Here is a 12,057-nt window from a genome sequence, read left to right as displayed (position 1 = left end):
CGCATTTGGCAGCATGAGCCCGCCGCCCGCCCCCATCGCGCTGCTCCACGACTTACGCAACGGACATGATTTCTCTCCAGCAAGCCCGCCACCTGCACCTGGCGGCCCAGGGCCTGCTGAGCGCACCTCCCAAAACCCCGACCCGCAAGCACCTGCTCGCAGCAATCGACCGCATGGCATTGCTGCAGATCGACACCATCCACGTGGTGGCGCGCAGCCCCTACCTGGTGCTGCACGCGCGGCTGGGGGATTACCCCGCCCAGTGGCTGGACGAGGCGCTGGCGCGGGGCCACATCTTCGAGACCTGGGCGCATGAGGCTTGCTTCGCCCCCATGCCCGACTGGCCGTTGCACCGCGCCTGCAATGCCAGCGTGCGCAGCCACTGGGGCCTGAAGCATGCGAAGCAGACCCTGCAACGCGACGCCGACCAGGTGGCGCAGCTGCTGCAGCATATTGCTGCCACCGGCCCGGTACGCAGTGCCGACTTTGCCCGGCCCGACGCGGCCAGCAGCCCCTGGTGGGGCTGGAAGGACGAGAAGCGCTGGCTGGAAGCCCTATTCGCCAATGGCGACCTCATGGTGGCGCGCCGCGACAAGTTCCAGCGCGTGTACGACCTCACCGCGCGTGTGTTACCTGCCGCGCTGCATGACGCACCTCTGCCGTTGCCCGCGCAAGTGCGCGCTTACATGCTCGAGCACTCGGTGCGGGCGCTGGGCGTGGCCAAAGCCAGCTGGCTGCATGACTATTTCCGCCTGAAGCCCCGTTTCAGCCGCACTGAGCTCGATGCGGCAGTGGCGTCGGGCACGCTTCTGTCGGTGGCGGTGGAAGGCTGGGATGAGCCGGGCTACGTCCATGCCGACCACGCTGCCTTGTTGCGGCGCGCGCAGCGCGGCACACTGCAGGCCACCCACACGGCCCTGCTGTCTCCCTTCGATCCGGTGGTGTGGGACCGCGCCCGCGCGCTGGACTTCTTTGGCTTCGACTACCGGCTGGAGTGCTACACGCCGGAAGCCAAGCGTCGCTACGGCTACTTCGTGCTGCCCATTCTCTGTCGGGGCGAACTCATTGGGCGGCTCGATTCCAAGGCACACCGGCAGGAGGGCGTGCTGGAGGTCAAGTCACTGTACGCCGAGCCGGGAAGTCCCTGGAATGATGCTCAGGTGGAGGACGTGGCCCGGTGCGTGGCGCGCTTCGCGCACTGGCAAGGGCTCACCCGCGTGACACTGGCGCAGACACAACCGAAACGACTGGCCGCGGCGCTTCGCCGCGCCTTGCAGACACAGGAAGAACCATGAACTACGTATTCGACTTCGGCGCCGTGCTCGTCACCTGGCAACCGCTGAATCTGCTGGCCGAGTGCTTTCCGCAGCAGGCAGACACACCGGCCCATGCGGGGCACCTGGCCCACGCGGTCTTCGGGCACGAGGATTGGCAGAACTACGACCGCGGCGTGCACTCCATGGACGAGGTCATTGCCCGCACCAGCGCGAGACTGGGGCTGGACCAGCCGCGCTTCGATGCACTGGTGCGTGGCATTGGCCAGCGCCTGCTGCCCATGCACGACACCGTGGAGTGGCTCGCCTCCTTGCGTGCGCGCCGTGAGGCCGGTGAGGATGTTCGCCTGTACTTCCTGTCCAACATGCCGGTGGATTACGCCCGGGTGCTGGAGCGCGAATTCGAATTCCTGAACTGGTTTGACGGTGGCATCTTCTCGGGCGACATCGGCGCCATCAAGCCCGAAGAAGCCATCTACCGGGCGCTGCAGGATCGCCACCAGCTGGTGCCCGCGCAGACCGTTTTCTTCGACGACCTGCTGGGCAACGTGCAAGCCGCCCGTGCGCTGGGCTGGCATGCGGTGCATTTCCACAACGCGGCCCAGGCGCAGCGCGACTGGGCCGCTCTTGGCAGTGAAATTGGCACTTTGCCCGCATGAATATTGCGTAGACAGCTACTGAAACAGTAGCGACTGGGGCGTGCTCAGCGGGTCAGACGTACCGCGAACATGTCCACCACTTCGGCCCAGTCGGAGTCGTCCGCCAGTGCGCGGCGCAGGAAATGGGCCTGGGCCGGCGTCCAGAACACCGCGTCGGGCAGGGACACGCCCTGTTCGAGCCGGTGCGTGGCAATGAACTGGTCGATGTGCTCGGGCGCTCCGGAGTAGCCCAGCTGGCGGAACAGGTGGCTCAGGTCGTGCTGATGCGTTTCCATGCCGTAGGTCTCCACAAGGTGCGCGGGCAGCGTTCGCGGCCAACAGTAGGCCACACCAGCGGCTTCATTTGGCGGCGGACGCCTGCATGCGGTCCATCATCATCTGCATCATGGACTCCATCATGTCCATGCGCTTTTCCATCATCTTGTGTTTGGCCATCATGTCCATGGGCATCTTGTCCATCATGGAGGGTTTGTCACCACCGCCCATCATCATTCCCTTGTGGCCTTTGTCGGCCATCATGCCCATGCCGCCCTTGTCGGCGGCGCTGCCAGCGCGCATCTCCGCCATCATCGCCATGGCGTCCTGCATGGTCTTCATGTGTTCGGGCATGAGGGCCATGCGCTCTTCGGGCGTCTTGGCGGCCATGAACTTTTCGCGCATCTCCTGCATGGCTTTCATCTTGGCATCCATCTGCTCCATCCTGTCCATGCTGCTCTTGTCCATGGCAGCGGGCTGGGCCGGGGCTGACGCAGGCTTTGCAGCGGGTTTGGGGGCTGCAGCCTTGGGGGCTGGTTTGGGCGCAGAGGCGGCATCGGCAGGGTGGTGGGCCGTGTGGTCTTCGGCCTTTGGGGCTTGCGCCCACGCGCCAAACCCTGCGAATGCGAGCGACAGGGCCAGTGCCAGACGCGATGCGGCAAATCCAATGGTGCGCGATTGCATGGTGTGTTTCCTTTCGATGTTGGGTTGCCGCCCCGGAGCAACCAGCTTGAAGGGGCGATGGCCTGCACTACGGCTTTGCGCGTTGCGGGAAGCGATGTAGCAGCAGGCCACCCAGACCCATGAAGAACACGGAGCCAAAGCCCCACACCCAGGCGTAGCCGATCATGTCGCCCCAGGGCGCCAAGGCATACAGCACGCCCAGGATAGCCCAGACCACGGCCACCGGGACAATGAGCCAGAAATCTTCGTTCATGTGCCAGCGCTCCTTCCAGTTCAATGGCCACCGCCACCCGCGGCCGTGAGGGGCAAGGACTGCATCAGCTCAAACCCGAGGGCGGAAAACACATACATGGCGGCCACGATGAGCAGGATGGACACCGGGCCCACCCAGGCTTGTGTGCCCACTTGCACGGCCGTTCCGTCCCAGGAAACCTGCATGCCGGACACGGCACCGCCGGGTCGACTGGCGGGCAGCAAACTCGCGGCGATGCCACCGGCGAACACCAGCAAGGCCGTGGCCATGATGCTGCCGCCTACGGCCACTGCCAGCATCAGGCTGTGCCACAGGGCCGGAGCCTGCTGCTGGTAGCCCACGTCCATGACGCGGCGCGGCACGCCCAGGTAGCCAGCGGTGACGCCGGCCGCACCGAACACCAGCAAGCCTGCCAAGGCCAACCAGGGCATCCAGCGCAGCAGCGTTGGCTTGCACAGTGTGCGCCCACCGATGGCGGGCAGCACCACGGACAGGGCGGCCAGCAGGGTCAGGCTCACCGTGCCCACGGTGAAGAAGTGGAAGTAGCCGGGCACGAAGAAGGTGTCGGACAGCAGCGGCGCCAGCTGCCCCTGGATCAGCACAAAGGCAAACACCAACCCGAACCCCATGCTCAGTACTGCCGCGCCCATGGCCGACATGGCCGGGTTGCGCCAGGGCAGCATGGCCATCCAGCCGAACAGGCCGCGCCCGCCCTGCGAGCGGGCATGCACTTCCAGCGACGCCACGATGATCAGGAAGGCAGTGAGCGTGGGCACGCTGACGAACAGCGACAGCAGCGAGCCCGCCACCTGCACTACCTTAGGCAGGTCCGGCTCCAGAAACATGTGGTACAGCGAGGTCGGTGGCACGAACACCAGGTACATGGAGAACACGATCTTCGAGAAGCGCTCGCCGAACACCGACTTCACGCCGGTGAGTGCCTGCACCAGCACGTACCACAGGATCACCGTGGCCATCAGTGGCAGGTAGTGCATGTTGTGGAATACGATGTGCCAGCGTGTGCCGTGGCTCAGCGGGAACGGGCCTGCATCCAGTGCCCACAGCACACCCGGCACAAAGGTGTAGAGCGCGGCAAAGCCGGTCACCACCAGGAAGCCGGCCCAGGCGAACAGGGCAAAGCCTACGGCGCTGAGCGTTTCCTGGCTCCCGTTCCAGCGCGGGCGCAACAGCGTCACGATGGCGCTCAGGGGCAGCAGCATCAGGCCCAGGCCCAGCAGGCTGTAGCCGCTGTTGAACAGCAGCAGGTCCCGCGGGTTGTCGCGCACCAGCTCGGGTGAGCCGTTGTAGAGCAAAGGCGTTCCGGACACCGAGCCCGCCATGCTCAAGCAAAAGCCCACCAGCATCAGGCCAAAGGCCGCCCAGGCCAGGGGGCGCCATGCCAGGCCGTGCCCGTGCTCGCACGCCGCCAGCGCCAGCAGCAAGGCGCTCTGGGTAGTGAAGAGCCAGTAGAAGAAGATGCCCACGCCGTGCACGGTGAGAAAACGGTAGCCGTCGGCCATGGGCACGCTGAGCACGCCCCCACGCACCAGGGCGGTGGCCACACCGGCCAGGATGCCGATGAACAGCGCCAGCAGGGCCACGGCGGCCATGGCCTTGAAGAGTGAGCGATCCGGCGCGGGCAAGGCGGCCAGGCGTTGAGGGTAGGTGGGAGTGTGTGCCATGGTCAGAGCACCTCGATCGTTGCCCGCATCAACTGGTGTGCTTCACCGCAGTACACGGAGCAGACCATCAGGTAGCGCCCCCGCTTCTGAAACGTGAGCGCCGCTTCGGTGATGCGCCCAGGTTGCAGTCGCATCATGCGCCCGCCCTGACCCAGCTGGATGGAGGCGCCGTGGGCGATGTCCACCGCCATCATCCTGAAGCGGTAGGCCTGGCCGGCATCGAGGCGCAAGGTGTTGGGCAGGTAGTACCAGCGGCCAGCGGTCATCAGCACATCGATGGGCTGGCTCTTGTCTGCAGACGCCGTTGTGCTGGCCTCGCCTCCATGCCCCGCATGGCCTGCATGGGAGTCTGGGGTGGCAGTGGCCCCTGCAGGGGAGGCGCTGCGCCCCGCGTGCGGGTCAGCTGTGGCAGGCAAGGCATGGTCGGCGTGCGGGTCGGTGGCCATGGCGTGCCCTGCATGCGCGTCGGCTGCGGGCAGGGTGCCAGCGGCCAGGCGGCGCGGATAGACGCTTCCGTCCGGGAGCCGGTAGCGTTCGACGAATTCCTCCGTCATGCGGCTGAACTCCTGGGCGGACGGCCCCGTTGCCGCCGCACCATGCCCTGGATGACCACCCGAGGCGGGCGCCGCAGCGCCGCCGTGTTCGGCGTGCGCAGCCTCGGTGGAGGCGGGGGTGTGGTCCAGCCCCAGCAGCGCCAGGGGGCCCGGGGCTGCGCCGTAGGCAGCCCACAGGCCGTACAGGCTCAGGCCACCGAAACCACTGGCGGCAATGAAGCCGCGCCGCGTGGTGAAGTGGTTCTTGGGGTCCATGTGGCAGCGTCCTCAGGCGTATTTCTGGTACACCGTGGTCTGCCCGTTGGGCAGCACCAGCAGCACCGCGTACGGGTCCTTGCGGCCTTGGTAGGCCGGTCCGTCCATGCCGGGCGAGCCCACCACCATGCCGGGTACGGTGAGCCCGATGGCCTGGGGTCTTTCGCGCAGCAGACGCTGAATCTCGCGCACCGGAACATGGCCCTCGATGGCGTAGCCCGCGACGCGGGCCGTATGGCAGGAACCCAGCTTCACGGGCATGCCCAACTGGGCGCGCATGGCGTTGTTGCCGGTCTCGAATACGCGCACCGGGAACCCGGCCTGTTCCATGATGGACACCCAGTCCTTGCAGCAGCCGCAGCTTGGGTCCTTCCAGACTTCCACCAGGGGCAATGCAGGCGACGCTGCCTGGGCGGCCCAGGGCAGACACAGGGCTGCAGCCAGCCATTCACGACGGCGCAGAAGGGGGGACGCTTGCATGGGGGTTCTCCAGTCAATGATTCCTATGGGTACCAGTCTAGGCGCGGGACCCCGCCGCCAAGATGACGGCAACATTACGTTCCTGTCAGCTTGCGAGCGGGCAGGCGCAAAAAAGCCGCACATCGGGTGCGGCGTGGTGCCGGGTGCAGGGGGGCTCATTCCATTTCCAAATCATTTGTGTCTAGGCGCGAAGCCGCAGACAGTGCAAACGCATGTCCGGCGCCGTCCCGGACGGCGCCGGAGGGCAAGGCGAAGCAACAACGACACGGGTGATTTTGAAATGGAATTACGGGGCGGGCTGGATCTCGGTCACCGTCATCAGACCGTTGTCGTAATGGGCCATGAACAGGATCTTGGCACCGACCGTGGTCTTGTCCAGCAAGGCCTTGTCCTTGACGACAAACACCATGGTCATAGGGGGCATGTCCAGGTGCTTGATCTCGCCGTGCTTGAGGGTGATTTTGCCCGCTTCCCGGTCGATCTTGCGCACTTCGCCGGTCGTGAGGCTGGGTGCGGCTGGGGCGGTGGCCTGCGGGGCGGTGGTGGCAGTCGTCTGGGCCCAGGCGGGCAGGCTTGCTGCGCATGCGGCCAGGGCCAGACCGACGCCGCGCGATAGCAGGTAGCTGTGTAGTGTCATGGAAGAGTACTCCATTCGATTCATTTGACCTTGACCACGCCCTTCATGCCGGCGTCGTAGTGGCCAACATGCAGGCAGGCGAACGGCACGTTGCCGGACTTGCTGAAGCGCCAGATGATTTCACCCTGTGCACCCGGTTGGAGCGAAATCTTGTTGGGCTCGTCGTGCTCCATGTTGGGGTACTTCTTCATCACCTCGTAGTGTTCGTCGAGCTCCTTCTGCGTACCCAGGCTGAACTCGTGGGCCACGGCGCCGACATTGCGGATGACGAAGCGGATGGTTTCGCCCTTTTTCACGGCAATAGTCGCAGGGGTGAAGCGCATGGTGTCCGCGGCCTCGACCTCGATGGTGCGGGTGACCTTGGCCGCGACGCCTGGCGCACCGTAGCTGTAGTGCTCATGTCCGCCACTGTGGGTGCCGCTGGCCAGGGCTGCACCGGCTGCCAGACAGCCGGCCAGCAGCACCGCGGTAGGTTTGGAGAGAATGGGTTTCATGGGGCTCCTCGAAATGAATCAATCGGATGGTAGGTGTGGATGGCCGGGTGCTCAATGCCCCATGCCATCCATCTTGGGCTTGATCGCCTTGGCTGCGCCCGGTGCCGATGAGGGCGTGGCCGCAGGGCGCTGGGGCGCGGGTAGTGCCCCAGTCCATTCATACGCCACGGTGCCGGCAGGAAAGCGGTAGGGGCCGGGGTCCTTGTAGTCGCCGGGGGGCTGGTCCTTGCGGACCTTGAAGACGGTGAACATGCCGCCCATTTCCAGCGGGCCGAATTGCCCTCTACCGGTCATCATCGGTGCGGTGTTGTCGGGCAGGGGCATCTCCATTTCGCCCATGTCGGCCATGCCACGCTCGCCCATGAGCATGTAGTCGGGCGCCACCTTCTGGATCTTGCCCACCAGTCCGCGGTGGTCGACGCCAATCATGGTCGGTACACCATGCCCCATGGCGTTCATGGTGTGGTGGCTCTTGTGGCAGTGCATGGCCCAGTCCCCTTCTTCATCGGCCAGCAGCTCGATCTGGCGCATCTGGCCCACGGCAATGTCGGTCGTCACTTCGTACCAGCGCGTGCTTGGCGGGGTCGGACCCCCATCGGTGCCAGTCACCAGGAATTCATGACCATGCAGGTGGATCGGGTGGTTGGTCATGGTGAGGTTGCCCACGCGGATGCGCACCCGGTCACCGAGCCGCACGTTGAGCGTGTCGATGGCGGGAAACACGCGGCTGTTCCAGCACCAGATGTTGAAGTCCGTCATGGTGTTGACCTTGGGCGTCTTGCTGCCTGGCTCGACATCGAAGGCATTGAGCAGGAAGCAGAAGTCCCGATCCACCTCGCTGATGTGGGGGTGCTTGGCCTTGGGGTGGGTTACCCACATGCCCATCATGCCCATGGCCATCTGCACCATCTCATCGGCATGGGGGTGGTACATGAAGGTGCCGGGTCGGCGGGCTTCGAACTCGTACACGAAGGTCTTGCCCACGGGGATGGCGCGCTGCGTCAGGCCACCGACGCCATCCATGCCGCAGGGCAGGCGCTGCCCGTGCCAGTGGATGGTGGTGTGCTCAGGCAACTTGTTGGTCACGAAGATGCGCACGCGGTCACCTTCCACGACTTCAATGGTCGGGCCCGGGCTCTGGCCGTTGTAGCCCCACATGTTCACCTTGAAGCCGGGCGACACTTCGCGCACCACGGGCTCGGCCACCAGGTGGAATTCCTTGACGCCATTGTTCATGCGCCAGGGCAGGGTCCAGCCATTGAGCGTGACCACCGGGTTGTAGGGGCGGCCCGTAGTGGGGACCAGAGGCGGGGCGGTGGAGACCGAAGTCTGGATCACGGGTTCGGGCAGCCCGGCCAGGGCCGAGCGGGCTACGGCCAGGCCGGCCACCGATGCGGCGGCGCCGGTGAAGAATTGGCGTCGGGAAGGAGTCGTCATCGGGAAAATCCTCTCAGTGAGCTGCAGCGGCCGGGGCGTCGGCGGCCCCTCCATTCAATGAAACCAGATTGGCGGGCTCGCCGCCTTGCAGTACCCACTGCAGGTCGGCATCGGCAAGCCAGAAGTCGCGCTGGGCGTTGATGGCTTCCAGCGCCGCCTGCGACTGGTTGCGCACTTCGCCCAGCAGGTCCCACACGCTCTTGAGCATGCCGTTGTAGTGCAGCAGGGTTTCCTCGGTAATGAATTCCCGGGTCTTGAGCACGACTTCGGTGCTGTCCTGCGCCAGCGCATGGGCCGTCTCCATGGTCTTGCGCGCATCTCGCAGCAGGGCCTGGTTGCGCCGCGCCTCGGTGCCCGGCAGTTGGCGCGCCAGGGCCTCGGCATGGGTCTGCAGGGCTGCGGGCGACACCAGGTTCGTCGGTACAGCCGGAAGCTGGTCGGGTAGCGCAAAGGCGCTGGCACTGCCGGTCAGGCGCAGGGCCTTGACCAGCTGGCTCTGGGCCATGTCGGCACCGTGCTGCGCACGGCGCAGGTCCATGCGGGCACTGGCGTGCGCCAGGGTCAGCGGGGCCAATTGCAGCTTGCTCCAGTTGCCCACCGTGACCATGCGCTCACCCAAGTCCTTCGCCGCTTCGGTCGCGTCCAGCATGGCACGGCGGTGCTGTACCAGTTGCCGCGCGGCTACGGCCTCAAGCCACGCCTTGCGCGCCAGGGTGGCAACCTCCAGCACTTCGGCCATGCCTTCGATGCGGCGCTGCAAGCTGGGGTCCAGCCCCAGCCAGCGGCCTTCAACAATGGCCTGCGTTGCGTCTGCCCCCAGACGTGCGAGTGGCACCACCAAATCCGGGTGGGCCTGCCAGGCCAGGCGGATGGCAGCGCCCGCATCGGGCAGCGCGGTAAGTGCAGTGCTGGGCGCGCCGTCTTGCGCGACCGGGTTGGCTTGCTCCCAGCGCAGCACGTCGGCATGCCCGCGTTTCAAGGCGCCTACAGCGTCATTGGCGCGGCGCCAATCGGACTCCTGGGTGATGGTGGCGGGGGTCTGCGCCCACAGCGCCAGGGGCATGGCGGCCAGTACCGCCGTCAGCAGCCGACCCGCCGTGCTGCGCCTGTTGTCGTTCGTCACGTGATCCACTCCTGTTTTCCTGATGTCGGTGAAGTTCGCCGGATTCTGCTTGTGCCAGCGCGTCATTTGCCTGTCCTCCAGATTACAAATATGTCAGCTTGCGGTGGATGGCGGTAGCCCGGCGCACAATGGCGGGCTGCGAAAAACGGAGCGCGAGGAGACTGGCAGTGAAGATACTGATCGTGGAAGACGAGCCCAAGACTGGCGACTACTTGCGCCAGGGTCTGAGCGAGGCAGGCTTCGTCACGGAACTTTCCACCGATGGCCAGGATGGGCTGCACCTGGCCCTGACCGGCGACTTTGATCTGCTCATCCTCGACGTGATGCTGCCGAGCCTGAACGGGTGGCAGGTGATGGAGCGCATCCGCCAGGCGGGCAGGCAACTGCCGGTGCTGTTCCTCACGGCGCGCGACCAGGTGGAAGACCGGGTAAAAGGCCTGGAGCTTGGTGCCGATGACTACCTGGTAAAACCGTTTGCATTTTCCGAACTGCTGGCCCGCGTGCGCACGCTCTTGCGCCGCGGCAAGAGCCAGCTGGAGCCCAGTGTGCTGCGTGTGGCCGACCTGGAGCTGGACCTGCTGCGCCGGCGGGTGGTGCGCGGCGGCGACCGCATCGAACTCACCGCCAAGGAGTTTTCCCTGCTGGAACTGCTGATGCGCCGCCAGGGCGAGGTGCTGCCGCGTTCCATGATCGCCTCGCAGGTGTGGGACATGAACTTCGACAGTGACACCAATGTGATCGAAGTGGCCATCCGCCGACTGCGCGCCAAGGTGGACGACCCCTACGAGCCCAAGCTCATCCGCACCGCGCGCGGCATGGGCTACGTGCTCGAAGTGCCCGGGCAAGCGTGATGGCACGCTTGTCCCTCACAGCCCGGCTGACGCTGCTGTTTGCCCTGGGGTCGAGTGCGGTATTGCTGGTGCTGGGCTGGCTCGTGGGCATGGCCGTGAACCACCATTTCGAGCAGCAGGATTTCGATGCCCTGGCGGGCAAGCTCCAGCTGGCGCAGCACGCCATCGAACGGGTGTCCGCGAAGAACGAGCTGGATGCCTTGCCCTCGCAGCTGCAGGACGCGCTGATCGGCCACCAGGACCTGGCGGTGCAGATCGTCGGCCCCGGCGGCGAGGTGCTGCTGCAGACGCCCGGAGTCGTTTTTCCTGCCGAGCGCCTGGCCATGGCGCCAACCCGGCTGACCGGCCGCCTGTTCCAGTGGGAGCACGATGGGCGCAGCTTCCGCGGTACGGCCCTGAAGGTGGCCACGGCCACGCCGCAATCGTCCATGGTGGTGGTGGCGGTGGGGCTGGACATTGGCCACCACCAGATGTTCATCCACAACCTGATGCGTGCCCTGTGGGTGTTCGTGGCCTGCGCCGCACTGGCCATGGGGTTCATCGGCTGGCTCGCCGCCAGCCGTGGCTTGGCACCGCTGCGTTCCATGCGTGCGCAGCTCACCGACATGACCGCGCACCGGCTGCACGAGCGCCTGCCGGAAACCGCCGTTCCCCCGGAGCTGGCCGAACTCACGGCCTCACTCAACGCCATGCTGGAGCGGCTGCAGGACGCGTTCAAGCGCCTGTCCGACTTTTCGTCCGACATCGCCCACGAACTGCGCACGCCCATCAGCAACCTCATGACCGAAACCCAGGTGGCCCTGTCGCGCAGCCGCGATGCCGACAGCTACCGCGCCACGCTGGAGTCCAATGCCGAGGAATACGAGCGCCTGGCGCGCATGATTGCCGACATGCTGCTGCTGGCCAAGGCCGAGTATGGGCAGATGGGTGACTGGATCGCCGCGCATGGCGAGCGCGTGGACCTGGCGCAGGAGGTGCGCAACCTGTTCGACTTCTACGAGGCCCTGGCCGAGGACAAGGGCGTGCGGCTGGAACTGCAGGGCGCGTGCCAGGTGTGGGGTGATCGCCTGATGCTGCGCCGCGCCGTGAGCAACCTGCTCTCCAACGCGCTGCGCTACACCCCACAGGGCGGCGCTGTGCGGGTCGAACTGGGCGTTGAAGGTGAGCGTGCCCTGCTGGTGGTGGAAAACCCGGGGCCCACCATCGACGCTGCCCACCTGCCGCACCTGTTCGAGCGCTTCTACCGAGCCGACCCCTCGCGCCAGCAGGCCACCGGGGAGGGCACCGGCTTGGGGCTGGCCATCACCCAAGCCGTGGTGCAGGCCCACGGCGGCAGCATCCAGGCCAGTTCCGACAACGGGCTGACCCGTTTTTCCATGGCGCTGCCTGTCAAGCAAACATAGCCATTGCCGTTCGCGC

14 protein-coding genes are annotated in these 12,057 nt (G+C 66.0%); 4 read left to right on the top strand and 10 right to left on the bottom strand.

Annotated features, from left to right (window positions below; translation table 11 throughout):
* Positions 1-65 precede the first annotated feature (65 nt).
* A complete protein-coding gene (locus tag RQP54_RS16850; RefSeq protein WP_315679592.1) occupies positions 66-1,295 on the top strand; it encodes a winged helix-turn-helix domain-containing protein in 1,230 nt (409 codons plus the stop codon).
* The gene (locus RQP54_RS16845; RefSeq protein ID WP_315679591.1) at positions 1,292-1,933 is read left to right on the top strand and encodes an HAD family phosphatase; all 642 of its coding nucleotides are present in this window, start codon (positions 1,292-1,294) and stop codon (positions 1,931-1,933) included. Before RQP54_RS16850 ends, RQP54_RS16845 begins: the two co-directional genes overlap by 4 nt.
* A 44-nt stretch (positions 1,934-1,977) precedes the next feature.
* Here RQP54_RS16845 and RQP54_RS16840 read toward each other — a convergent pair whose 3' ends face one another.
* The 10 genes from RQP54_RS16840 to RQP54_RS16795 form a co-directional block, all read right to left on the bottom strand.
* The gene (locus RQP54_RS16840; protein WP_315679590.1) at positions 1,978-2,208 is read right to left on the bottom strand and encodes a DUF2789 domain-containing protein; all 231 of its coding nucleotides are present in this window, start codon (positions 2,206-2,208) and stop codon (positions 1,978-1,980) included.
* A 64-nt stretch (positions 2,209-2,272) separates the two neighbouring features.
* Positions 2,273-2,872 (bottom strand): hypothetical protein, encoded by a 600-nt coding sequence (locus RQP54_RS16835; RefSeq protein ID WP_315679589.1) that lies wholly within the window; start codon positions 2,870-2,872, stop codon positions 2,273-2,275.
* A 67-nt stretch (positions 2,873-2,939) separates the two neighbouring features.
* The gene (locus tag RQP54_RS16830; RefSeq protein WP_315679588.1) at positions 2,940-3,125 is read right to left on the bottom strand and encodes a hypothetical protein; all 186 of its coding nucleotides are present in this window, start codon (positions 3,123-3,125) and stop codon (positions 2,940-2,942) included.
* A gap of 20 nt (positions 3,126-3,145) precedes the next feature.
* Complete coding sequence (locus tag RQP54_RS16825) at positions 3,146-4,807, bottom strand: cbb3-type cytochrome c oxidase subunit I (RefSeq protein ID WP_315679587.1); 1,662 nt, start codon at positions 4,805-4,807, stop codon at positions 3,146-3,148.
* Positions 4,808-4,809: 2 nt separating this feature from the next.
* Positions 4,810-5,616, bottom strand: coding sequence for a hypothetical protein (locus tag RQP54_RS16820; protein ID WP_315679586.1), 807 nt, complete (start codon positions 5,614-5,616; stop codon positions 4,810-4,812).
* Between the two features lie 12 nt (positions 5,617-5,628).
* Complete coding sequence (locus RQP54_RS16815) at positions 5,629-6,096, bottom strand: DUF411 domain-containing protein (protein WP_315679585.1); 468 nt, start codon at positions 6,094-6,096, stop codon at positions 5,629-5,631.
* Between the two features lie 286 nt (positions 6,097-6,382).
* Positions 6,383-6,733, bottom strand: coding sequence for a copper-binding protein (locus RQP54_RS16810; protein ID WP_315679584.1), 351 nt, complete (start codon positions 6,731-6,733; stop codon positions 6,383-6,385).
* A 20-nt stretch (positions 6,734-6,753) separates the two neighbouring features.
* Complete coding sequence (locus tag RQP54_RS16805) at positions 6,754-7,227, bottom strand: cupredoxin family protein (RefSeq protein WP_315679583.1); 474 nt, start codon at positions 7,225-7,227, stop codon at positions 6,754-6,756.
* A 51-nt stretch (positions 7,228-7,278) separates the two neighbouring features.
* Positions 7,279-8,664 carry a copper oxidase gene (locus tag RQP54_RS16800; protein ID WP_315679582.1) on the bottom strand — a complete coding sequence of 462 codons (1,386 nt, stop codon included), beginning with the start codon at positions 8,662-8,664 and terminating at the stop codon, positions 7,279-7,281.
* Between the two features lie 13 nt (positions 8,665-8,677).
* On the bottom strand, positions 8,678-9,787 hold the full coding sequence (locus RQP54_RS16795; protein WP_315679581.1) for a hypothetical protein: 1,110 nt from the start codon (positions 9,785-9,787) through the stop codon (positions 8,678-8,680).
* A 167-nt stretch (positions 9,788-9,954) separates the two neighbouring features.
* Here RQP54_RS16795 and RQP54_RS16790 point away from each other — a divergent pair, with 167 nt between their 5' ends.
* Positions 9,955-10,638, top strand: a complete 684-nt coding sequence (locus tag RQP54_RS16790) for a heavy metal response regulator transcription factor (RefSeq protein ID WP_315679580.1) — start codon at positions 9,955-9,957, stop codon at positions 10,636-10,638.
* Positions 10,638-12,041 (top strand): heavy metal sensor histidine kinase, encoded by a 1,404-nt coding sequence (locus RQP54_RS16785; protein ID WP_315679579.1) that lies wholly within the window; start codon positions 10,638-10,640, stop codon positions 12,039-12,041. The genes RQP54_RS16790 and RQP54_RS16785 overlap by 1 nt, the downstream gene beginning before the upstream one ends.
* Positions 12,042-12,057: the final 16 nt, after the last annotated feature.

Source organism: Curvibacter sp. APW13, assembly GCF_032337135.1.
Lineage (GTDB): Bacteria > Pseudomonadota > Gammaproteobacteria > Burkholderiales > Burkholderiaceae_C > Allorhodoferax.
The sequence above is the reverse complement of the archived record's forward strand: the minus strand, read 5'-3'. Positions and strand labels throughout refer to the sequence as shown.

What these genes read in the sequence shown, in the direction of transcription:
- RQP54_RS16850 (WP_315679592.1), top strand. Translation starts at nt 66, where the DNA reads ATGATTTCTCTCCAGCAAGCCCGCCACCTGCACCTGGCGGCCCAGGGC.
- RQP54_RS16845 (WP_315679591.1), top strand. Translation starts at nt 1,292, where the DNA reads ATGAACTACGTATTCGACTTCGGCGCCGTGCTCGTCACCTGGCAACCG.
- RQP54_RS16840 (WP_315679590.1), bottom strand. Translation starts at nt 2,208, where the DNA reads ATGGAAACGCATCAGCACGACCTGAGCCACCTGTTCCGCCAGCTGGGC.
- RQP54_RS16835 (WP_315679589.1), bottom strand. Translation starts at nt 2,872, where the DNA reads ATGCAATCGCGCACCATTGGATTTGCCGCATCGCGTCTGGCACTGGCC.
- RQP54_RS16830 (WP_315679588.1), bottom strand. Translation starts at nt 3,125, where the DNA reads ATGAACGAAGATTTCTGGCTCATTGTCCCGGTGGCCGTGGTCTGGGCT.
- RQP54_RS16825 (WP_315679587.1), bottom strand. Translation starts at nt 4,807, where the DNA reads ATGGCACACACTCCCACCTACCCTCAACGCCTGGCCGCCTTGCCCGCG.
- RQP54_RS16820 (WP_315679586.1), bottom strand. Translation starts at nt 5,616, where the DNA reads ATGGACCCCAAGAACCACTTCACCACGCGGCGCGGCTTCATTGCCGCC.
- RQP54_RS16815 (WP_315679585.1), bottom strand. Translation starts at nt 6,096, where the DNA reads ATGCAAGCGTCCCCCCTTCTGCGCCGTCGTGAATGGCTGGCTGCAGCC.
- RQP54_RS16810 (WP_315679584.1), bottom strand. Translation starts at nt 6,733, where the DNA reads ATGACACTACACAGCTACCTGCTATCGCGCGGCGTCGGTCTGGCCCTG.
- RQP54_RS16805 (WP_315679583.1), bottom strand. Translation starts at nt 7,227, where the DNA reads ATGAAACCCATTCTCTCCAAACCTACCGCGGTGCTGCTGGCCGGCTGT.
- RQP54_RS16800 (WP_315679582.1), bottom strand. Translation starts at nt 8,664, where the DNA reads ATGACGACTCCTTCCCGACGCCAATTCTTCACCGGCGCCGCCGCATCG.
- RQP54_RS16785 (WP_315679579.1), top strand. Translation starts at nt 10,638, where the DNA reads ATGGCACGCTTGTCCCTCACAGCCCGGCTGACGCTGCTGTTTGCCCTG.